Annotated in this window: 19 protein-coding genes; 10 read left to right on the top strand and 9 right to left on the bottom strand. The window is 36.2% G+C overall.

The genetic code is table 11. From position 1 onward, the window contains the following. The first annotated feature begins 126 nt into the window (after positions 1-126). Positions 127-648 carry an NAD(P)H-dependent oxidoreductase gene (locus M2372_RS23170; protein WP_115971708.1) on the top strand — a complete coding sequence of 174 codons (522 nt, stop codon included), beginning with the start codon at positions 127-129 and terminating at the stop codon, positions 646-648. A gap of 3 nt (positions 649-651) precedes the next feature. Further along, complete coding sequence (locus M2372_RS23175; RefSeq protein WP_115971707.1) at positions 652-2,538, top strand: monovalent cation:proton antiporter-2 (CPA2) family protein; 1,887 nt, start codon at positions 652-654, stop codon at positions 2,536-2,538. Between the two features lie 2 nt (positions 2,539-2,540). Here the strand turns inward: M2372_RS23175 and M2372_RS23180 are convergent, their stop codons facing one another. Beyond that, complete coding sequence (locus M2372_RS23180; protein ID WP_123321423.1) at positions 2,541-3,356, bottom strand: GIN domain-containing protein; 816 nt, start codon at positions 3,354-3,356, stop codon at positions 2,541-2,543. 249 nt (positions 3,357-3,605) lie between these two features. Between M2372_RS23180 and M2372_RS23185 the strand changes: the two genes are divergently transcribed. From M2372_RS23185 to M2372_RS23195, 3 genes are all read left to right on the top strand, one after another. Then, a complete protein-coding gene (locus M2372_RS23185) occupies positions 3,606-5,747 on the top strand; it encodes a M3 family metallopeptidase (RefSeq protein ID WP_123321422.1) in 2,142 nt (713 codons plus the stop codon). Between the two features lie 427 nt (positions 5,748-6,174). Then, the gene (locus M2372_RS23190) at positions 6,175-6,552 is read left to right on the top strand and encodes a YchJ family protein (protein ID WP_123321421.1); all 378 of its coding nucleotides are present in this window, start codon (positions 6,175-6,177) and stop codon (positions 6,550-6,552) included. A 4-nt stretch (positions 6,553-6,556) separates the two neighbouring features. Continuing rightward, the gene (locus tag M2372_RS23195) at positions 6,557-7,150 is read left to right on the top strand and encodes a hypothetical protein (RefSeq protein ID WP_123321420.1); all 594 of its coding nucleotides are present in this window, start codon (positions 6,557-6,559) and stop codon (positions 7,148-7,150) included. A 178-nt stretch (positions 7,151-7,328) separates the two neighbouring features. Here M2372_RS23195 and M2372_RS23200 read toward each other — a convergent pair whose 3' ends face one another. From M2372_RS23200 to M2372_RS23210, 3 genes are all read right to left on the bottom strand, one after another. Further along, positions 7,329-7,829 carry a peptidylprolyl isomerase gene (locus M2372_RS23200; RefSeq protein WP_115971702.1) on the bottom strand — a complete coding sequence of 167 codons (501 nt, stop codon included), beginning with the start codon at positions 7,827-7,829 and terminating at the stop codon, positions 7,329-7,331. 236 nt (positions 7,830-8,065) lie between these two features. Further along, the gene (locus tag M2372_RS23205; protein WP_123321419.1) at positions 8,066-8,317 is read right to left on the bottom strand and encodes a VF530 family DNA-binding protein; all 252 of its coding nucleotides are present in this window, start codon (positions 8,315-8,317) and stop codon (positions 8,066-8,068) included. Between the two features lie 9 nt (positions 8,318-8,326). Next, positions 8,327-9,187 (bottom strand): hypothetical protein, encoded by an 861-nt coding sequence (locus tag M2372_RS23210; RefSeq protein ID WP_123321418.1) that lies wholly within the window; start codon positions 9,185-9,187, stop codon positions 8,327-8,329. A gap of 161 nt (positions 9,188-9,348) precedes the next feature. On the opposite strand from M2372_RS23210, the gene M2372_RS23215 reads away from it, so the two are divergent. The 3 genes from M2372_RS23215 (at position 9,349) to M2372_RS23225 (ending at position 13,876) form a co-directional block, all read left to right on the top strand. Further along, a complete protein-coding gene (locus M2372_RS23215; RefSeq protein ID WP_185018967.1) occupies positions 9,349-9,501 on the top strand; it encodes a hypothetical protein in 153 nt (50 codons plus the stop codon). A 130-nt stretch (positions 9,502-9,631) separates the two neighbouring features. Beyond that, on the top strand, positions 9,632-10,837 hold the full coding sequence (locus tag M2372_RS23220) for an exonuclease subunit SbcD (RefSeq protein ID WP_123321417.1): 1,206 nt from the start codon (positions 9,632-9,634) through the stop codon (positions 10,835-10,837). Between the two features lie 3 nt (positions 10,838-10,840). Further along, positions 10,841-13,876, top strand: coding sequence for an SbcC/MukB-like Walker B domain-containing protein (locus M2372_RS23225; protein ID WP_123321416.1), 3,036 nt, complete (start codon positions 10,841-10,843; stop codon positions 13,874-13,876). A 24-nt stretch (positions 13,877-13,900) separates the two neighbouring features. On the opposite strand, the gene M2372_RS23230 is transcribed toward M2372_RS23225, so the two are convergent. The 4 genes from M2372_RS23230 to M2372_RS23245 form a co-directional block, all read right to left on the bottom strand. Then, positions 13,901-14,728 (bottom strand): universal stress protein, encoded by an 828-nt coding sequence (locus M2372_RS23230; protein WP_185018965.1) that lies wholly within the window; start codon positions 14,726-14,728, stop codon positions 13,901-13,903. Between the two features lie 42 nt (positions 14,729-14,770). Further along, a complete protein-coding gene (locus M2372_RS23235) occupies positions 14,771-16,183 on the bottom strand; it encodes an inorganic phosphate transporter (protein WP_123321502.1) in 1,413 nt (470 codons plus the stop codon). A gap of 391 nt (positions 16,184-16,574) precedes the next feature. Then, positions 16,575-17,600, bottom strand: a complete 1,026-nt coding sequence (locus M2372_RS23240; protein ID WP_123321413.1) for an LLM class flavin-dependent oxidoreductase — start codon at positions 17,598-17,600, stop codon at positions 16,575-16,577. 269 nt (positions 17,601-17,869) lie between these two features. Then, on the bottom strand, positions 17,870-20,008 hold the full coding sequence (locus tag M2372_RS23245) for a DPP IV N-terminal domain-containing protein (RefSeq protein ID WP_123321412.1): 2,139 nt from the start codon (positions 20,006-20,008) through the stop codon (positions 17,870-17,872). 318 nt (positions 20,009-20,326) lie between these two features. Here M2372_RS23245 and M2372_RS23250 point away from each other — a divergent pair, with 318 nt between their 5' ends. Both M2372_RS23250 and ygiD read left to right on the top strand, forming a co-directional pair. Beyond that, a complete protein-coding gene (locus M2372_RS23250) occupies positions 20,327-20,839 on the top strand; it encodes a YceI family protein (RefSeq protein WP_115971695.1) in 513 nt (170 codons plus the stop codon). Between the two features lie 82 nt (positions 20,840-20,921). Continuing rightward, on the top strand, positions 20,922-21,749 hold the full coding sequence (gene ygiD / locus M2372_RS23255; protein WP_115971694.1) for a 4,5-DOPA dioxygenase extradiol: 828 nt from the start codon (positions 20,922-20,924) through the stop codon (positions 21,747-21,749). Positions 21,750-21,819: 70 nt separating this feature from the next. Here ygiD and M2372_RS23260 read toward each other — a convergent pair whose 3' ends face one another. After that, positions 21,820-23,301, bottom strand: a complete 1,482-nt coding sequence (locus M2372_RS23260) for a S8 family serine peptidase (RefSeq protein ID WP_123321411.1) — start codon at positions 23,299-23,301, stop codon at positions 21,820-21,822. Between the last annotated feature and the right edge of the window lie 104 nt (positions 23,302-23,405).

Below are 23,405 nucleotides of genomic sequence, written 5' to 3' on the forward strand. Positions count from 1 at the left end.
AATAACAGTATTTCTTTGATTTTAATTAACATTAAATTGACTTTCACATATTAAAAAATTAATAAATCATCATAAAACCTGCCTTTTATTCAATATTTTTTTACTATATTTACTGAAAACAGGATTATGAAGAAGACGCTGGTAGTATTTGCACACCCCTATCTGGAGCACTCCAATTCGAATGTAGAGCTCATCAATTTCTACGTTCGTCACCAGCATTATACCTTACGTGATCTTTATGAAGAATATCCTGACTTCCATATTGCTGCCTTCAGGGAAAGAAAACGGTTAGCCCACTATGACCGCTTTGTTTTTCAGTTTCCTCTCATTTGGTTCGGAATGCCTCCTCTGTTAAGATTATGGATTGATGAAGTTTTCGATCGTGACTGGTTATTGCCCGGGAAAGAAAATCCTCTTGAAAATAAAGAAGTTTATATCCTGATCACCACTGGCGGAAAGGAAAGATCTTTCAGTAAATCCGGAACCTATCAATATACCATTGATGAACTGATCAGCGGACTGATTGTTTCCTTAAAGGTCTTCAAGGCTGACATCAAACACATCAAGATTGTTTACGAAGCCAACAAGTTGTCTAAAAAAGAAATTATTCTACATAAAAAAGAGTTTACAGAACTGCTCAATCAATAATATATGGAGTCCAGCTTAGCGATGAACACATTACTTTTTCTGGGTGTAGCCATTATCATGGTTCCACTGGCCAGAAAATTGGGATTGAGTTCAGTAATTGGTTATATTTTGGGAGGGATCATCATTGGTCCTTATGTCCTCAGGCTTACCGGAAATAATGTCAATGACATTATGCATGCCAGTGAGTTTGGAGTTATTATGCTTTTATTTATCGTTGGTCTGGAGTTGGAACCGCGAAAGTTCTGGGAAATGAGGAAGAAAATCATGGGCCTTGGGCTCACTCAGATGCTTCTGACCATTTTATTATTATTTCTTGTATTCATCAGTGTAGGCTGGAGAATAGATAAGGCTATTGCAGTTGCAATGTGTTTTGCGTTGTCTTCTACAGCTATTGTATTGCAGACATTACAGGAAAAGAATAATTTTAAAACAACGGCTGGTGAAGCTTCATTCTCTACCCTTTTATTTCAGGATATTTCGGTCATTCCCATTTTGGCTATACTTCCGATTATTGCCAATTATAAAGCAAAACATCATGATAATGAGATCCAGATCCTGATACAGAAACTTCCGGAATGGCTTCAGGCCAGTACTGTCATTTTCGGGGTTGCATTATTGATCTTATTGGGACGATATGTATTCGTACCCTTTTTACGTTATGTTTCAAAATCCGGGATGGCAGAGCTATTGACAGCCTCTTCCCTATTCCTTGTTATCGGGGTATCTGAACTGATGATTGTGATCGGGCTTTCACCTGCATTAGGAGCCTTTCTTGCCGGAGTCATGTTGGCCAACAGCGAATTTCGACATGAACTTGAAGCACAGATCAATCCTTTTAAAGGGCTATTGTTGGCTGTATTTTTTGTTAGTGTGGGATCAACGATCAATTTTAATATCATTCAAAAAGATCCGTTATTTATTTTCAGTACTGTATTTGCCGTATTGGCAGTGAAGTTTTTGGTATTGTATACGATTGGAAAGTTTTACAGAATAGATACTCCACAAAGTCTTTTTTATGCCTTCGCACTTTCGCAGGTGGGGGAATTTGCTTTTGTATTGATTAATTATGCCTCGGATCTTTATCTTCTGGGCCCGGAACTGAATGCTCAACTAATGGCTGTCACAGCGATTACCATGTGCATCACTCCTATTCTCCTGATCATCAATGATAAATTTATTACACCCAAGTTTATTAAGGAAATTCCCGAAGAAGAACATGACTTCAATATCCTGGATAGTGATGTGATTCAGAAAAAGATCATTATTGTAGGGTTTGGGCATTTTGGAAGTACTGTGGGACGCCTTTTAAAAGCTAATAAAATATCTGCAACTGTTCTGGATAGAGATTCAGACCGTGTAAAACTTCTGAGAAGCTATGGCTTTAAAGTATATTATGGTGATGCCACAAGAATTCCCATTTTAAGGGCGGCAGGTATTGAAGATGCTGAAATTCTGGTATTATGTCTGGATGATGCAGATGACAATATGTTCATTGCTGAACTTGTTCGTGAGCATTATCCCACAGTAAAAATATTTGTAAGAGCAAAAAACAGAATTGATGCTTATGAATATCTGAATAATGGAGTGAATCACATTTACCGGGAAACTTTGGGAACAGCTGTGGATATGGCCGTTGATGTACTCCATGAAACCGGAATGAGAAAATATGCAGCCAGACGTCTTGGGCAGCGTTTTATGGCTATTGACAAAGCCTCGATCAGAAAGTTGGCAAAGGCAAAAGGAGATGATGATATTGCCTTATTCAGCACAAAAGAAATCCTCCAGCGTGAGGAGGAATTGTTAGCTTATGATAATCTTAATTTTGACACTAAAAACTGGGAAGGCTCCTCATCCGCTGAGGAAGAAGATGAGGAAGAGTCCCAGGATTAATTTTATTCGATGTTTACACTTCCGCCACTGCTTTCATTCTTAGTAACGTTTTTAAGATCCCCTTTTCTCGCAACGTCCACACTTCCGCCTGAAGAGGCTTCTGCCTTCACAGAAGAGACTGCACTGATCTGAATACTGGCCCCACTGGATGCATCAGCTTCTACATTATCTGCAATAACGCCTTTGGCCGAAATACTGCTGCCGGAAGAAGAACTGATATCTGCATTCTTTGTTTTCCCTGAAATATCGATACTTGATCCCGATGAAGATTCTATATCAAGATTTACTGCCCAGATTTTCCCGCTGAAATTACTGCTGCTGTCTGCATTAATATTGAAGTCATTGGCCTCCAGATTTCCGGAAATACTTCCTGCACTGGATATTTCAACACTGGTTTTCTCCTGAGTGAACTTATCTTTTACATTAATACTTGCAGCTGATTCTGCAGTGAGTTTTGTAAAGTCCTTTGTATAAATTTTTGCGGTAACTTTATTGATATTCATCACTCTGATTCCTGACTTATAGTGAATGTGCAGTTTTCCACCACTATTTTCTACCAGAATTTCATCAATAATACTTTGAGGCGCTGAAATGATAACCTTTTCTGTATCGGATTTTATAATCTCGGCATCTATAGCCTGAGAAACCTGGATCTCATCAAAATCCCCATTGAATTCTCTCTGCTGAATAGGCCCTGTTTCTTTATTGATTACTTTCTCAACCCAGCCGTTATTTTCTTTGTTTTTTTTCTCATGTCTTTCATTACATGAGACTAATACCACTAAGACTGAAAAAATAAAAAGAGTTCTTTTTTTCATGTTTATTCCTTTTTTTGATTATTTTTTTGATATATAATTTAATAACAACTAAATTATGAAAAATATTACATCTTCATTCAAGATCATTTTAGTAACTGTAATTCAATAATCAGATTTCTTAGGGGATAACAGTCTTTAATCATGTTGATATAAAAATATTCAAATACTTACTGTATTAAATACATCCCTCAATATATCTGCTGTAAAGCAAGTTTTTAATATCTTTATGCTTTAATAACAACTATATTTATGAAGAATATTTCATCGGTATTATTAATTTCTGCCTTGGCGTTCAATCAATCTTGTACTACAATGAAACAGACCGATACACAACAGGAACTTCCAGCTCCTGATCCATCTTTATCTTCAAACCCTTTTATGAAGAAGAGTAAGCTTCAGTATGAAGCTCCGGAGTTTGACAAAATTAAAAATGAACATTTCAAACCGGCTTTTGAGTTTGGATTAAAGCAACATTCAGCCGAAATTGAAAAGATTGCCAACAATCCTGCAGCTCCAACGTTTGAAAACACCATCGTTGCATTGGAAAAAAGTGGCGAGGTATTAAGAAGAGCACAAATTGTATTTTCTAACCTGACAAGTGCGAATACAAACCCTACTTTACAGGCTTTGGATGAAGAATATGCTCCAATTTTCGCAGCCCATTCTGATAAAATGTACCTTAATGAAAATCTTTACAAAAGAATCAAATCTATCAAAGAAGATGGCCTAGATCCTGAAAGCAAGAGATTAGTTCAATATTATAAGCAAAACTTTGAGATTGCTGGTGCGAACCTTTCTGCTGCTGACAAAGAAAAACTAAAGCAGATCAACCAGGAACTAGCTTCTCTTTCTACTCAATATGCCAATAAATTATTGGAAGCAAGAAAACAAGGTGGCGTATTCTTTTCTGATGCAAAAGAACTTGACGGACTTTCGGCTGATGAAATTGCAGCAGCAGCAACCGATGCTAAAACAGCAGGACAACCGGGTAAATACCTTCTTGCTTTACAAAATACAACCCAGCAGCCTCTTTTACAGAATCTGAAAAACAGAACCAGCAGAGAAAAGCTATTCAAAGCTTCATGGACTAGAGCTGAGAAAGGTGATGCTAACGATACAAGAGAAACTATTGAAAAGCTGGCTAAAATCAGACTGAAGAAAGCTCAGATTCTTGGTAAAAAGAATTTCGCAGAATGGAAACTTCAGGATCAGATGGCGAAAACCCCTGAAGCAGCTACTAAGCTAATGAATCAGGTAGCTACACCCGCTGTAGAAACTGCAAGACGTGAAGCTAAAGATATTCAGGATCTTATTGATCAACAAAAAGGCGGTTTCAAAGTAGAGCCATGGGACTGGAATTTCTATGCTGAACAGGTAAGAAAGGCAAAATTTGATCTTGATGAGAGTGAAATAAAGCCCTATTTTGAAATTACAACCGTTTTAGAAAAAGGAGTATTCTTCGCAGCTGAAAAATTCTACGGACTGACATTCAAAAAGAGAACTGACCTTCCGGTGTATCACCCTGATGTAGTAACATATGAAGTTTTTGATCATGACGGAAAATCTATTGCCATTTATTATCTGGATTTCTATACAAGAGATTCTAAAAATGGAGGTGCATGGATGAGCAACTTCGTAGAACAGTCTTATCTTATGGGAACAAAACCTGTGATCGTAAACTGCTACAACTATCAGAAACCTGCTCCCGGAAAACCATCATTGATCAGCTTTGATGATGTTTCAACAATATTCCATGAGTTTGGACACTCTATTCACGGGATGTTTGCAAGCCAGAAATACCCATCTCTTTCAGGAACGAATGTACCTAGAGATTTTGTAGAATTCCCTTCTCAAATCAACGAGCACTGGGCATTGGATCCAATGGTTATCAAGAACTACGCAGTTCATTATGAAACAAAGCAGCCTATTCCTCAAACTTTAGTAGACAAAATTAAAAAAGCGGCTACTTTCAATCAGGGATACATGACTACAGAATTGATTTCTGCAGCAGCTTTGGATATGGATTGGCACTCTGTAACCAACGAAAGTCAATTGATCCCTGTTCTGGATTTTGAAAAGCAATCTTTAATGAACCACGGATTCACTTTGGCAACAGTTCCGCCAAGATACCATACTCCTTATTTTGCTCACATCTGGGGAGGTGGATATTCAGCAGGATATTATGCTTATTTGTGGTCTGAAACATTGGATAATGATGCATGGGAATGGATCAGCAACAATGGTGGATTAACCCGAGAAAACGGAGACCGTTTCAGAAAATATATTCTTTCTGTAGGAAATTCTGTAGACCTTAATCAGGCATTCAGAGATTTCACAGGACACGATCCGGATATCAAACCTTTATTAAGAAACAGAGGTTTCATTAAATAATACAACGGAAGCATTCTTTTTAAGAGTGCTTCTTTTTTGCTTGAAACTCAGGAATATTCCCGCAGATTAAACCGATCATGCAGATCGATCATAAGTTTTGGCTAAAATCAATGGATTGTTTGATTATTTATAACGGGCTAAAAAGCCTGTTACTATTGAATATATCCAGCCAAACATTCAATTTAAAATAAGAAAATAAACATCATGTTTGTAATGAAGAATTCCTACTATTTCAAAATTACAACTCGATTTTTATAGAATGACAAAGGTTTCGACAAATGACTTCAGAAGTCTTTATTACAAGTTTCAGTCAGAGATAATAGCCTTGTACATTATTTAGAGCAAGCTAATCCTTTAATTATGTTCAGAATTATACTGTGTTATTGATATTCCTTATTTTTGCAGCGTAAAATTTTAAATAAAAAAGATGAATTGTCCCTGCTGTTCAGGAAAATCTTATGAAGAGTGCTGCAAGCCTTATCATACGGGCGAAAAACACGCTCCCACTGCGGAAGCATTAATGCGTTCCCGATTTTCTGCCTTTGCTATTCCCAACGGTGAATATCTCATGGAAACCACACTTCCGGGAAAACGAAAGTACCATAACAAACAGGACCTACAGGAATGGGGAGAGATTAATGAATGGACAAAACTGGAAATTATTCAGACTCCTACTCTAAACCATGTAGAATTTAAAGCTTATTATACAGACCAGGATGGTCATCCACAGATCCATCATGAATTTTCTGTTTTCCAGAAAATGCATGAACGTTGGTATTATGTTTCAGGTGAATTTTTAGACTAATTATATGAAGAAGAATTTTATTTGCACCCTGCTATTTTTATTTTGCAGCTTTGGTATTTCCAATGCACAAACAGCTGAGGATAAAAAAGAGATTTCAACGGCTGTTACCGATATCTTAAAAGGTTTCCAAACCAAAAACGGTGATCTCATGAATAAATATGTGAACAAATCCTATGGTGTTGGCATCCTTTTTAAAAGTAGTGGAGATCTTGGATTTGTTTTAAATGAAGATATAGATTTCAGTATGCCATTAGGGTATATCAAAAAGGCATGGAATATCAGAAATCAGTTTCCAATACAGTTCGATCAGAGTTGTGGATATGATTTAAAAAATAAGAAATGGTCAAAAGAAGGATTATCTGTTCAGTTTAATTCTAACGCAGTTAATGATTATGCTGACAAGTTTTCAGAGCTATATGCAGTAAAGGATCAGACGATTTTTAAGATCAATTCCAATCCTAAAAATGTTGTTTTTGTAACACTTGCTGAGAACAGTAAAGAAAAGGCTCCTGTTAACGGATTTAGATTTGTCATGACAAAAATTGAAGGACAATGGTTTCTAACATTTATTGATGTAACGGAGTATGATGCGGAATAAGAGAGGGATGAACACCCCGTCAAATCTTGGATTTGACACCCAATGCCAAGCATTATACTTATCTTAGTATATAAAACAAAATCACCAACAGAAGTTTCTGTTGGTGATTTTTATATTGTCTTACAATGAATGTAATTATATAAAAAATGTCCGAATCATCGGACATTTATATTATTTTTTAGTGAGCGTCAGTTCCGTCAATTCCGTGAGCATGACCGTGTGACAATTCCTCTTCCGTTGCAGGACGAGTATTTAAAATTTCCACCTGGAAATCTAAAACTTTCCCAGCCATTGGGTGGTTAAGGTCTGCCACTACAGCTTCAGGAGTAACTTCTACTACAAAAGCCTGGAAATTGTTTCCTTCATTGTCTGATAAAGGTAAAATTGCTCCAATTGGAGGAGTTCCTGATTCCTTGAACATTTCAAGTGGCAATTGAGCAATAGCATCAGGCTGTCTTTCACCATAAGCTTCTTCAGGCTGAATTACAAAAGCAGCTTTATCACCAGCTTTTAAACCAAGGATATTTTCTTCAAATTTTGGAATCATCATTCCTACACCGTACAAAAATGTAAGCGGATTTTCTGCTGTTGTTTCTTCTGCAAGAACTTTACTTCCATCTGCTTCAATGGTATGAAGGATATACTTTACAGCTACAACGTGATTGTTTTCAATTGTCATATTTTTCTTTTTTTGTCGTAATTTTTTACGATTAATGATAATACAAATATACTATTTTTGAAATGATTTAAGAAGTGGGAAGCTTGGAGACGGAAGAAGGAAGTTATGAAAGACATAAAGAACAACCATATCTTTTTCTTACTTTTTAAAAACATTATTATTAACTTCAAAATAACTATCTGAAGTAATATAGGACTAACAGTAGCTCCCAGCGTCATTCTTCCAGCTTCCAGCCTTTATTTTCTATTTTTGGCTTCGTCTCTTTTCTTCTGTCTTAAAACATACAAATATAAACTTTCAACTTTCGCCCTTGCCCAATCTGTTTTTCGTAAAAACTTCAATGATGAACTGATACTTGGGTTATCTGTAAAACATTTTATATTGATCTGCTCGCCCAGTTTCTCAAATCCTTCGTAGTATTCTACCAATTCTTCAAGGATGGCATCGAGTCTTTTTCCGTGTAGAGGATCTTTGGACTGTTGTTCCATGATTAATCTTTATTTATTTGAATCTTGTGTATTCTTATTTTCTGCTTTCTTATTTTTCTCCAATTGATAATTTGTTATCTTCTTAAAGTTTTCCGTTTTCATTATAAATGCCCTGTTAGATTTATTGTTCCATATACTCGCATATTTTTTAGAAATCGTAGTATATGTTTCCCATCCTGTAAGTTCTTGATATAACATGAGTGTACAAATATCAGTTGGTGTAATTTGCTGCCAATTATCCAAAACATGAGAATGTACTCCACTTGCATCTGCTCCTTTACCGCTATCACCAATATTATGTACAATTATTCCCTTATGTAATTTCTCAACATTTTCTACCTCATTTTTATTATTAAAAGTCAATAGATAGTCATTACCAAAAATTACTACATTATTTACAGATGCTCCGGTTAAAACGTATACCTTTTTAGAGTTCTTCTTAATGATAGGCACCAAATTAAAGTTTGTATTATCATATCGATTAAAAATAGTATCGTTGCTTATCCTAGTAAGAGCCTTCTGCCTGATTGTAAAATAATCCATCTCAACATGAGTGAAATCTCTTTCTGACAAATCTACTTTTGCATTTGCAGGATTATAATTAGTAGGAAAAGAAATTGTAGCAACCACTTTGTTCTGTTTGGAGAAGAAAATACACTTAGGAACATCATCTAAATATGAAAAGTATCCTCCTATATTTTCCATATTTTTATAATTTTCCTTTACTACATCTGTTCCGTACCAGCTTGCCATTTCACTACGATACAATGCAATACCTTCTTCGGTTACTTCCTTTGATAATTTTTCAAGATCCTGAGCATTAATACAAACACTAAACAACACAAGTAAAAATGTTAAAAAAAATTTCATGAATATTAATTTTCATCAAAAATACTAATAAAATATCTCTATCTTAAAAAGATTGTTCTTGTTGTAAATTGAATGATCAATATATTTTTAATCTTGCGTTTTTGTTTCTTATTTTTGATGAAGCAATTTTTATCCATAAAAATTATTCGTTACCAACCCATATGAGCAAAAACAACGACGCCAACAGGAAAAAAAATAAAAAGCAAATTGATCAGAAAAAGCGTAAAATACAAAATGCAGAAGCAGAAAGGAAAGCTCGTTTAAAACAGATTCAGGCAGATTTCAAAGCAAAAGAAAACGATAATAAACTATAAAACCCGTTCATTATCAAGTCCATTAATGTTCTGATTAAATATACTTCTTGATAAATTGAGGTAAACCATATTTTTAAAAATACAGCTTCATTTATCTTTGAGTATTTCCTTTAAACTAGATAAACTTTTTATGAAAATTCTACACACCGCCGACTGGCATTTAGGTAAACGACTGGACCGTTTTTCCCGATTGGAAGAGCAGGCTTCAGTAATGGAAGAGATCATCGAGATCGCTGATGAAGAGCAGGTAGACCTCATCCTTGTTGCCGGTGATCTTTTTGATAATTTTAATCCTGCTGTAGAAGCCGTTGAACTTTTTTATAAAACACTGAAGCGTTTATCACAAAACGGAAAACGCCCTGTAATTGCCATTGCCGGAAATCACGACTCCCCTAACCTCATCAATGCTCCGGATCCGCTGGCCAGAGGATGCGGAATTATTTTAATAGGCCACCCCAAAGCGGAAATTGCTCCATTCGGAACTGAACATTTCAACATTCTCAACTCAAAAGAAGGTTTTATAGAAATGAAGATCAACAGTCTTGATTTTCCCATAAGGCTATTGCATACTCCTTATGCCAATGAAATCCGTTTGAAGGAATATTTGGGAGAAAATAAGGAGGAAGAGATCAATAATGTACTTTCCAGAACGTGGAAGGAGCTTGCCGATCAATTTTGTGATGAAAATGGGATCAACCTGTTGACTGCTCATCTGTATATGAATAAAAGAGGGAGCGAAATTTTGGAAGAACCTGAAGGAGAGAGACCCATCAAAATCGGGAACGCTGATCTTATCTATTCGGATAGTATTCCGGAACAGATTCAATATACGGCTTTAGGCCACCTGCATGGATTTCAGAATATCGGAACGAAAGAGAAACCTGTAATTTATTCATCTTCTCCTTTATGCTACAGCTTTAGTGAAGCAGGACAAACCAAATATGTTTCGATTCTTGATGCAGAACCGGGAAAACCTGTTTCTTATGAAAAAAAGGCACTGAAAAGTGGGAGAAATTTGGTGAGAAAAGCCTTTACATCTGTTGATGAAACGGTTCAGTGGCTACAGGAAAATCCAAATACGTTTATCGAACTGACCTTAGAAAGCGAAACCTTTTTAACCGCAGATGAACGCAGATTAATCTATCAATCACACAATGGAATTGTGCATCTGATTCCTAAGGTTAAAAACAGAGAAACTGGTGAAGAAACAAGCCAGGAAATTAATTTAAATCAGGATATAGAAATCCTATTCAAAGATTATTTTAAATCAAAAAACGGCGGCCAGGAAGCCAATGAAGAACTTATGAAATTGTTTAACGAAATTTTAAATTCCTAAGCTATGATTCCTATTCGATTGACCGTTGAAGGACTGTATTCTTACCAGGAACGCCAGACTATTGATTTCAAAAATCTTACGGAAGCCGGTTTATTCGGTATTTTCGGGGCTGTGGGTTCCGGAAAGTCATCCATACTTGAGGCTATTTCGTTTGCTTTATATGGCGAAACGGAACGTCTGAATATGCGTGACAAAAGAGCATATAATATGATGAATTTAAAATCAAGCAGTTCTTATATTGAGTTTGATTTTATTAATTATGAAAATAAACTTTTCCGTGCAACCAGGGATTTCAGACGAAATTCTAAAAAGTTTGATGATGTAAAACCTAATTCTGTAGCATTCTATGAAAATATTGATGGGAAGTGGATTCCTTTGGAGCATTCCAATGCAGAAACAATCATTGGTTTAAGTTATTCCAATTTTAAAAGAACGATCATTATTCCTCAGGGACAGTTCAAAGAGTTTCTTGAATTGGGTGCCGCAGACAGAACCAATATGATGAAGGAAATTTTCAGCCTTCAGCGATATGATCTGCAGAATAACGTTTCAGCTTTAAATACCAGAAACAGATCGGAATTGGATCAACTTGAAGGTCAGCTGAAAGGTTTTGAAGAGATCAGTGAGGAAAAAATTCAGCTTCAGAAAGACCTTTTGGGAGAGGAACAGAAAAAGCTTCTTCAGACTAATGAAATGTTTGAAAAGGCTTCCCAGACTTATCAGCAACTGAAAAATCTAAAAACAGATTTTGAAAGTTTACAACAAAACCAGAGAAATTTCAATACCCTCTCTGAGCAAAAGCCTCAGATGGATGCACTAGAAGCTCAATCGGAATTGTATGACCGTACTTTCAGAGTTTTTAATCCGTTGATTACCGAAAAAAACAGACTTTCAAAAAGTATCGTTGAAAAAAGAAATGAGAAAGAAATTCAGATCAAAACTTTACAGGAAACAGAAGTTACTTTTAATGCTGTAAAGGAACAACTCGCTGCATTGGAACCAAAGTTCAAGGCTTTAGAACAGTCCAGAATCCAGGAAAATGATCTGAATCTTATTGTTCAGATTCTAAAGTTTTATAAAGAGATCGAAACGCTTAATGAGAGAACTCGCAAAGGTTCAGAAAAAGTAGCTGAAGTAGAGATTCAAAGAGATACTATTCAGAAAAAGATTATTGAACTTTCTAAAAATATTGATGCTTTAAAAGGGCAAAAGCTTGATACATCCTTACTTTCCAGTGTTGGAAACTGGTTTATTCAACAGAAAAATTTCAAAAAAACACAACAGGAACAGATTGAGAAGATTGAAAAACATCAGAAGCAAGTTGAACTGATTTCTGAGGAATTAAAACCTTTTGCTCTCGAAGAAAATTTCAAAACGGCTTTTACTCATAAGAAAGAAGCCCTGGAAATCCAAAAAAAGGAACTTTCTCTAAAACTGGATCATCTGAAGATTCAAAAAGAACTTTCCCGCTTTGCCAGTGAACTTCATGATGGAGAATCCTGCCCGCTTTGTGGTTCACCGGAACATCCACATATTGTAGAATTTCATGATGTAAATACTGAATTACAGGATATTCAGAAAAAAACTGAGACTACTGAACAGGAAGTTCACCAACTTCAACAGCAGGAAACTGCCATTGAAAAAATTCTGGATCGGAAAAAAATATTTGAAGAACAACTCGTTGCTGAACAGAAAGTTCTTCAACAGATCCAAAAGAATATGGAAATCCATCTTCAGCTGTTTACCTGGAAACAGTTCAGCCCGGATCATGAGAATGATTTTGAGAAAAAAAGATCGGATTCTTTCGCTCTGGAAAAGAAGATTGAAGAAACAGAAAAAACCATTACGCTGGAACGTGAAACCCTGGAAAAGGAAAGTAAAGTTCTGGAAAAATATAAAAATGCTTTGGAAACTTTCAAACTGGAAGAAGCTACCAAACAGAAAGAAATCAATATCAGCCGTTCCCATCTTAAAATTCTGGAATGGGAATCTTATGAACAAAAAGCTGTAACTGAAGTTGAGGAAGCTCATCAGAAATTAGCACAATCTAATACTGAAACTGAACAACAGTATCAAAAAGCCTCACAACAGGAAAAAGACCTTGCTCCTAAACTTGCAGAGCAGAAAGCTATTGTCAGCCAAACGGAGAAACAGATTGCAGATCTTGAAAAAGAGATTTCGGAGAATCAACAAACTATTGATAAGGCTTTAAATGAGCATAATTTCACAGCATTTAATGAGGTTGAAAATATTCTGAAGCAGGAAATCAATATCCAGGAGGCAAGAGCTAAAATCCAACAGTTCAAAATTGATTTTGAAACCCTGAAGAAAATAATCGAAGCTCTGGAATTGAAATTGAAAGGACTTTCTTTTGATGACGAACAGTTTTCATTGGCTGAAAAACAGTTTGGTGAGGCTCAGACAGAATTGAAACAGATCAATGATACTGTGGTGACTATGATTGCCGAAAAAGACAGATTAGAAAAAGAGTTTCAGAAAAAAGAAGAACTCCTGAAAGAACTGACAACACTTCAAAAACGTTCTGAAAACCTGAAACTGATGATGAATCTGTTCAAAGGTGCCGGATTTGTACAATATGTTTCCTCAATTTATCTGAGACAGCTATGTGACCATGCCAATACCCGCTTTCACAGGATGACAAGAAATCAACTGAGCCTGCAGCTTAATGAAAACAATGATTTTGAAATCATCGATTATCTCAACGAAGGTAGGAGCAGAAGTGTAAAAACACTTTCCGGGGGACAAGCGTTTCAGGTATCTTTAAGTCTTGCTCTGGCACTGGCAGAAAGTGTACAATCCAATGCTCAGGCTGATAAAAACTTCTTCTTTATTGATGAAGGTTTCGGAACTCAGGATACAGAATCCGTGAATATTGTATTTGAAACCCTGACCAATCTGATGAAGGAGAATAGAATCGTGGGAATTATTTCTCACGTGGAAGAGCTTAAAGAAAAGATTCCTACGGCTCTGAATATTATCAAAGACGAGGAAAGAGGAAGCCTTATTGAGATTATATAATTAAACTAAAACAGGTTTAAAAAGTTACGCATGAAGAATCAATACAGCCTTTACTGATTTATTCAGGATCTCATCTACTGTACTCCCGGAAAACAATCGGTAAATAATATTATGATTATGCTTTACAAGACATAAAATATCTGTTTTATTGGTTTCTATGAAATCAATAATTCCGCTAGATGGTTTATCATCCTCAACGTAGTGAAAGGTAATATCCACAGAAGAAAGTTGATCTTTTAATTTCTTTTCCCCATTTTCTATGGTTCTTGCAGCTGTATCTTTATCTGAAATATGGAGGACTTCCAGCTTCTTAGGATCGGAAACTTTTAGGATCTGGTTCAATGCTTTTATATCCCTTACGGATAGTTTTGTGGTTTTGTAATCAGCAGCCAAAGTGATAACAGGTGTTTGATGGAGTATACTTTCCGCAGGAACTATTAATGTAGGAATCCGCATTTTACTAATGGCTAAACTGGCATTGCTTCCTATAATTCCTTTAATTCCCGTAGCTCCCGTCATTCCCATTACTAAAAACGATACATCATTATATTCTATGTATTTGGTAATGACATTTCTTAAAAAGCCAACATCACACACAGTTTTAATCTGAATGTCTTTATATTCGTCATTATTACAGAAAGTTTCAGCCCATTCTTTCAACGCTGATCTTTTTCTGGCATAATAATCTTCAATAAAAATGGCATTGTATGTACTATTGTTAATACCTTCCGTAGGATGAATGGCATTCAGTACCGTTACTTTCATATTGATAGTTTTAGCAAGAGACAGAGCATATAACAGAGCATTACCTGCGTTATTGGAAAAGTCTGAGGCAACTAATATTTGTTTCATTTTTTTGGTTTTAATAAAGATCATCGAATTAAAAATCTGTCACTAAATAAACAGATGGAAACATATGAATAACAGTAAAGATAATACAATAGAAACCGGTAAGGTAAGTACCCAGGCAAGGCCAATACTTTTTAATGTTCCCGAATTAAGGTTATTTTTCCCCCCTGAAGCTACCATGGAACCGGCAATCCCACTTGACAAAACGTGGGTGGTACTTACCGGCAATCCCAGAAATGTACTTATACCGATAGTAGATGCTGCAACAATTTCACTGGATGCACCCTGGGCATAATTCAAATGTTCGTTTCCTATTTTCTCACCAATGGTTACTGCAATTCTCTTCCAACCTATAGTAGTTCCCAGCCCCAGCGATACAGAGATAATAATAATTACCCATAGAGGAGCAAATTCGGTTAGCTTTTTAAGTTCCTTAATCTGGCTGGTAAGTATCGCTCTGTTGGATTCGTCAATAACTATAGCCTTGTTTTCATTCAGCTTTTTTAGAGAATCAATAAGATTGTCAACCTGCTTTCTGAATTTGTAAGTGGCTGCTTTGTCTCTTTCATTCTTATGTATTAGATTTTCTTTTACATTTTCAATGGTAAGATTCAACGTTTTAAATTCAGCTGTATTTTGAATATTGTGGCTGGCTGTTGCCTGTAATGTATGTTCCGTTGTATTCAGGATAGAAACAATCTTATCGTTAGGAATGTCATGATTAATTGCAAATTGAGCAGGCATAAAAGCAATCAGGATCAGCATAAAAAGACCTACTCCTTTTTGCCCGTCATTACTCCCGTGAAAAAAGCTTACTAAAGTACATGTTATTATTAGAATAGCTCTGATAGCCAAAGGAGGTTTATCGTTTTCAGCTGTCGGAATATGAAAGAGTGATTTATAACGTATTACATATTTAAAAAACCACATCAGCAGAACCGCTAAGCAAAATCCTACTATCGGGGATAAAATGAGTGACATCCCGATTTCTTCAGCTTTATGCCAGTTTACTCCTCCTCCATAATACCAGGTAAACCCTAAACCGGCACCAATCAAGGCACCAATCAGAGTATGAGAACTGGAACATGGGATCCCTAAATACCAGGTTCCCAGATTCCAAATGATGGAAGCAAGTAAAACAGCAAGTACCAAAGAGGCTCCTACCGAAACCGGCAGCGTTATGAGTGTATCCATAGGAACCAGTTTTAAGATTCCCATAGCAACAGCTATTCCTCCTGTAAAAACGCCAAGAAAATTCCAAAATCCTGACCAAGGAATTGCAATAACCGGCTTAAGAGCTTTAGTATAAATTACAGTTGCCACAGCATTGGCTGTGTCGTGAAAACCATTTACAAACTCAAAAGCTACAACAGCTACCAGACACAGGATGAAAATAATAACAAGTCCTGTACTGAGATCCGGATCCACCGAAAAAAATAGAATATTATTTAAAAACATGGTTTTTTGTTTAGATTTTGGAGTGTCTGGATTAACAGAACATCCAGAATGTTGAGACATGAAGCAATTGAAAAAGCAGAATAACGAAGATATATTGAACATTCATAGACTTTGGAACATTCAAACAACCTGCTTAGTGAAATGGAAGCAGGTGAAAACTGCTTGTTACCAATATAATACAGGCTTTGGATCATATGGTGGATCAGAGACAGGTCAATCATTAATAGCTATCGCTTTGTTTCATTGCCGTAAAGAAATGAAGTTTAAAAGATTACGGTGTTAATAAATAATTAACTGTTTATTATATTTAAAAGATATCCTGTGATATAAAACAGAATAAAAAAAGGAGACCTTTTCGGGTCTCCTCAATCATTTCTATAAAATATTCTTATTATAATCCCTGTATAGCAGGTTTTACTTCTTTTCCGAAGAGTTCAATAGACTTCATCATGATATCATGAGTAGGATCACCAATATCCATATGCCCGATAAATCTTGTAATTCCGAAAATCTCTTTCATATAAGCAATTTTATCTGCTACTTCAGCCGGGCTTCCGATGAATAAAGCACCATCTTTACTTCTTCCGCCATCATACTGCATTTTCGTGTAAGGAGCCCAACCTCTGGAAGATCCTATTCTATCCATCTGAGACTTATAATTGTGGAAATATCCATCTATTACATTCTGATCATCACTTACAAAGGTATGTGAGTGAATTGCAATCTGCATTTTAGACATATCATGTCCTGCTTTCTCATATTCCTGTTTGTAGAATTCAATCAGATTTTTAAACTGAATCGGCATTCCGCCAATAATCGCTACTACTAATGGCATTCCTAATTGGGCAGCACTTAAAACAGATTGTGGTGTTCCTCCTACGGCTCTCCAGATCGAAATTTCACCCTCATTTTTTGCTCTTGGATACACTGTCTGGTTATTCATTGGAGCACGAAGTTTTCCAGACCAGGTTACATTTTCCTCAGTGTTGATCTTTAATAATAAGTCGAGTTTCTCATCAAAAAGTTCCTCGTAATCATTCAGGGAATAGCCATACAGTGGAAATGACTCAATGAAGCTTCCACGTCCTACGAATATTTCGGCTCTTCCGTTTGAAATTAAATCCAATGTTGAAAAATCTTCATACACTTTTACCGGTTCTGAAGAACTTAAAACAGTAACTCCACTCGCCAGTTTTATATTTTTTGTAATGCTTGCCGCTGCCGCCAATACTATTTCCGGTGAAGAAACAGCATAATCAGGACGATGATGCTCTCCCATAGCAAATACATCTATTCCTACCTCATCCATGAATTTCACCTGCTCCAGGATTTCATGAAGCTTGGTTCCTGCATCTCTATATTTTCCAGTTGACTGATCGAAAGCTAAATCTCCGAACATTCCAATTCCTAATTCCATATTGTTGTTTTTAATTATACAAAAATACAGCTATAAAATGTGAGATGCATTGATCTTTGATAAGATCGATAATATGCTTTAAACGCTGATAATTTTTTATGATATTGGACAAGGCAAGGGCACAAAGTGATTAAAGATTATGCTGTTTTTAAGGCGCAAGAAAATTCTTGCGCCTTATAACAGTATCATAACAAATATTCTTTGCATCATTGCGCTTTCCAACTAATACTCCAACAAAAAAGTCCAGCCATTCCGGCTGGACTTTGATATTATTTTTTCAGATACAAATCAAAGTAATTTGTGATTTTCTGCATTAAGTGAACTCTGTCTTTTCCAATCACATTATGTGGATGTCCCGGATAAGCAAAGTAATCTAACTGAACTCCATTATCCACTGCTGACTTAACGAATTTAATAGAATGCTGCCATACCACTACATCATCCTGTGCACCATGGATCATCAATAGTTTTCCTTTCAGGTTCTGAACTTTATCTAAAAGGTTAGCTTTTGCATATCCTTCCGGGTTTTCCTGTGGTGTATCCATATATCTTTCTCCATACATGATTTCATACATATTCCATTCAATTACCGGTCCACCAGCTACTCCTACTTTGAATACATCCGGTTTACGAAGCATAAAGCTTGTAGTCATAAATCCTCCGAAACTCCATCCGTGAATTCCCATTCTTTCTCCATCTACATAAGGAAGAGATTTCAGGTAGTCTACTCCTTTCATCTGATCATCCATCTCAGTGGTTCCTAGATTTCTGAAAACAGCCTGTTCAAACTTCATTCCACGGTTGGCAGAACCTCTTCCGTCCATGGTGAAAATAATGTATCCGTTCTGAGCCATATATTCATACCAAAGATTTCCGGATGACGGAAAACTGTTTGTAATCAGCTGTAAATGTGGCCCGTTATACAGGTACACGATGGTTGGATATTTTTTATTCGGATCAAAATTCGTTGGCAGGATGATCTTTCCATATAAAGGAGTTCCGTCATCTGCTTTCAATTCTACATTTTTAATTTCCGGTCTCTGATAATTCTTTAATGTATTTTCAGAGGTAAGAATATTGGTAGATTTTAAGTTTGATGTATTGATAATGTTTCCTACTCTTGGAGTATTGGCGTTGCTGTAAGTGTCATATAAGTAATTCCCATCGTTACTCAAAACTCCGGAGTGCATTCCTTCAGTGGTATCTAATCTTTCCATTTTGAAGTTTGCCCAATTGATCTTATATAAATGTCTTTCTAAAGGAGTCTCTTTTGTAGAGGTAAAGAATATTTCTTTTTTCTTTTCATTAAATCCTAAGATATCGGTTACCAGCCAGTCTCCTTTTGTGATCTGAGCTACCAATCCTTTTTCAAGGTTATAGTGGAATAAATGATTATAACCCGTTCTCTGACTCTGCCAGATGAAATCTGTATTTGAATTCGGGAAGAAGGTAAGCGGATGCTGCGGTTCAACATATTTGCTGTCTGTTTCTTCAAATAAGGTTTTCACCAATGTTCCTGTGACAGCATCATACTGGTTCATCTTCATGTGATTCTGTCCCCTGTTCAAGACGGCAACAAAAATATATTTTGAATCAGGACTCCAGGTGACAGCTGTCAGATATTGATCTTTTTCGCCATCCACTTTCAGGAAAGTTGTTTCCTGAGTTTTAATATTGAAAACTCCTAATGTTACCTGGTGGGACGTTTGCCCAGCCATTGGATATTTGATGTTGTGGTTTACCGCTGGTGTTACTGACCAGTCAATAACCGGATAGTCTGCAACCATCGACTGATCCATTTTGTAGAATGCTACACTTTCAGAATTCGGTGCCGGAAAAATTCCTGTATCAATTCCAAATTCATTTCTGTGAACAGATTGTCCACTGATGATATTTTCATTGGCTTCATTGGTTACTGCTATAGTCTTCCCATTTTTATTCACAAATAAATTATTCTTTGCAGTAAAAGCAAAAGTCTGTCTGTCCCCAAACATTTTTACATTCGCAGCATCAAGATCTATCTTTGCTGAATTCTTTACTTTCCAATCGTTTCCTGATTTTTCAATCCAGAACATTTTACCTCCTGTGTTGAAATATCCATTAGCTGTTCCCGTAAATTTAATAGGAGGAACAGATTTCAGTTTATTATCCGCAAACTGTCTGTTCAACTGTGTAAGAGATATCAGAGTATCCTGTTTATTGGTTTTTAAATCTGTAGTAAGATACCCACCTTTTACAGCCTGTATATACGATTTTCCGTCTGCAGACCATGAAAACTGTGAAATATTTTTCACCGCCAGGTTGGTCCGTATTCCATTGACAGCCTCAGCCATCGTAAACTTCTGTGTCTGGGCAAATGCTGAGCTCCCCAAAACAAGCATCAATAAAGAATATGTATGTAATTTCATTGTATAAAATTGAATTCGTCAAAAATAAGAAATAAAAATCATCCGTTAAGAAACGTTAAAATAAAACATTCATAAAATGTAATTAATGAATTGATAAAAATTATTTCTTACCTTAATAGTAGAATTTTGTGAGGTTTATTGGGTAAGCACAAAAGCGCAAGATTTATCTGTGCTAAAATTGTTGAAAATATTAAAATTGAATAGATATAAGAAAGAATAAATGTAATAAAAATCATTTCTTATCCTATATCAATGACTTGTATATGTTCCCTGTTCTAAATTTGCATCATTAATAATAACAAAAAATACAAAATTACAATGGCAACAAAATGGACCTTAGACCCAACACATAGTGAAATTACTTTCAAAGTAAAACACATGATGATTTCTAACGTAAAAGGAAGCTTCAGAACTTTCACTGCTGAAATTGAATCTGAAGATGAATTCTTCGCAAACGCAAAAACTACAGCTACCATCCAGACTGACTCAGTATTTACGAACAATACTGACAGAGATAATCACTTAAAGTCTGCTGAGTTCTTCAATGCTGAAGCTCACCCGACTATCACTTTTGAATCTCAGAACCTGAACAATGAAGTGGTTGGAAATATTACCATCAACGGAATTACAAAACCGGTAACATTAGATGTAGACTTTGGAGGAATCAATGTTGATCCATGGGGAAATACAAAAGCAGGTTTCTCTTTTGAAGGAAAAATCAGCAGAAAAGATTTCGGATTGAACTGGAATGCAGCTCTTGAAGCAGGAGGGGTAATGGTAAGTGATGATGTAAAAATCGCTGGTGAATTACAGTTTGTAAAACAAGCTTAATTTATAACATAATTTTTAAAGGGTTCAGGGATTTTACTAAAAAACCTTGAACCTTTTTATTTTTTATTAATATTCAATACTTATGAACCTCAACGATCTTCAAAATATAAGTGACAGTTTCAACAATACGCAAAGAATGCCGGTTTTATTTCTTGGACACGGCTCACCAATGAATGCTATTGAAGAAAATCAGTTTGTACAGGGATTCAGAAAAACAGCAAGTGAAATTCCAAAGCCTAATGCTATTTTATGTATTTCTGCCCATTGGTATACTCCCGGAACATTTGTAACTGCAATGGAAATGCCTAAAACGATTCATGACTTTTACGGATTCCCAAAAGAATTGTTTGAAGTACAGTATCCCGCTCCCGGAAGTCCGGAGCTTGCCAGAGAAACTGCTGAACTTTTGCTTCCTGCAGAGGTAGAAGAAGATCATAACTGGGGATTGGATCACGGTGCATGGTCTGTTATCAGACATTTATATCCTGACGCAGATATTCCGGTGATTCAATTAAGCATTGATTACACCAAACCTCCGCAATATCACTACGACCTTGCCAAAAGACTGAATAAACTTCGTGAAAAGGGAATTCTGATTATAGGAAGTGGAAATATTGTTCATAATCTACGTATGATCGACTGGAAGAATATCAATACTGTAGGTGCTGGCTGGGACTGGGCCATAGAAGCTCGGGAGAAAACCAATAACTGGCTTCTGGATGGGAACTTCCAGAATATTATTGATTATCAGAAACAGGGAACTTCTTTACAGTATGCAGTGCCTACTCCTGATCATTATCTTCCGCTGGTCTATACTTTAGGATTGAAAAATCAGGCTGAAGAACTGTCTTTATTTAATGATGAACTTATAGGAGGTTCTCTGAGTATGACGAGCCTAAGGATTGGATAACGTAATATTACAATAAAAAAGGAAGCACCTCAGCCGAGATGCTTCCTTTTCTTTGTTACATGATTATTATTTATTGTACTGCCTTTAAAACATTGATGTTTCCATAGCCATAACTTGAATTAACAGTTGGATAATAGGTTGCAGACTGTCTCATTTTATTAAGCACCTGATCTCTTGTCCATGATGGATTTTTAGCCCAAACCAAAGCTGCAATTCCTGCTGTTGCAGCTGTAGCCACAGAAGATCCGCCCACATAATCAGCCTGTCCGTTGTAATAACTTAAAACAGGAACGGTATTTCCTGATGCCCTTTCCATCTGGAAGGTAAAATCAATCTGGCTTCCGGAGTGGCAAACATCACATTTTTGATTGGACGTTCCCTCTTTGACTCCTGTTATAGCCTGTGTCTCTGACATTGAAGCCGGAAAAATAACTCCGACAAAATTCGTAAAGCTCGTAGAAGTTCCTCCTGCACAGAAAATAAGTTTTCCTCTGGCATAAGCATATTTTACCCCATCCTCAATTTTTCCTACTGAAAAAATATGTCCCATTGACATAGAGATGATCTTTACATTGGTATTATTTCCTAATTCTGTAAACGCAGTTTTCACCCCGTTTTGTTCACTGGAAGTTTCCAATACAACATTTTCTGCCGCTCGGTAAGCGATAAGATTAGCATTATAGGCTACTCCTACAGGAAGTCCTGCATTGTTTCTTGGGGCGGTCATTACAGAAGCCATTTTGGTTCCGTGTCCACACTGATCTGATGAACCATCACTATTATATACCCCATACTTACTGATTGTTCTCCCGGATGAAGCACCATTATTAAAACTGGATCCAAGTAAGGACTGATCTGGAGAAACTCCCGTATCAATAAGACCAATGGTAACTCCTGCTCCTGTACTGTAGTTCCAGGCATCAGGGATATTATGTTTGGCAAATGCCCATGGAATTTTTGCACTTGGTGTCGTAGAAGTATAATCTACAGCACTTAAAGTTGCCGTCGAAAAGCCACATCCTGAAGATCCGCTGCCAGAAGATTTTGCACTAGTGTTGTACTTAACTTCGTTTTCAAAATAATGATAGTCTGCAGGCTCTACATATCGAATGGTTTTCATCTGACGAAGAGCTGTTATCGTTTCTTCTTTTTCGATGGTGACATCTATTTGGTTAAGATACTTGTCGGAATTCAAAAGAAATCTTGCGGATCCTATTCCCTCAGATTTTGCAATCATATTTAAAATCTCTTCCTCCATATTTTTGTTATCTGAGGATTTACTTCTGTCAAAATCATCTTTGGATGAACCAAATCCAATAGATACCATTCTGTTACCACGGAAAACAGCACTCCAAAGGAAGTGATCGGATTCATTTCTCCAATTGAAAGTACCTTCATTTTTAATGGCCTGGTTGATCCTTTCATTGATTTGCTTTCCCGTTAATGGAGTTTTCTGAGAGATTTCAATATTGGGATTTTCATTCCGCAATTCTTCCTGTGTACAGGAGTTTAAGGCAAAAAATAATGCCAGGAAAAATACACTTTTTTTCATATGTTATAATTTTGATTGGAATCACAATATAACACTTTCATGAGAATTAAAAGTTTTTAAAAAATGAATTTAGCATTATATGAATATTAATTACCTTATAATAA

The organism is Chryseobacterium sp. BIGb0232, from assembly GCF_024810195.1.
Lineage (GTDB): Bacteria > Bacteroidota > Bacteroidia > Flavobacteriales > Weeksellaceae > Chryseobacterium > Chryseobacterium pennae.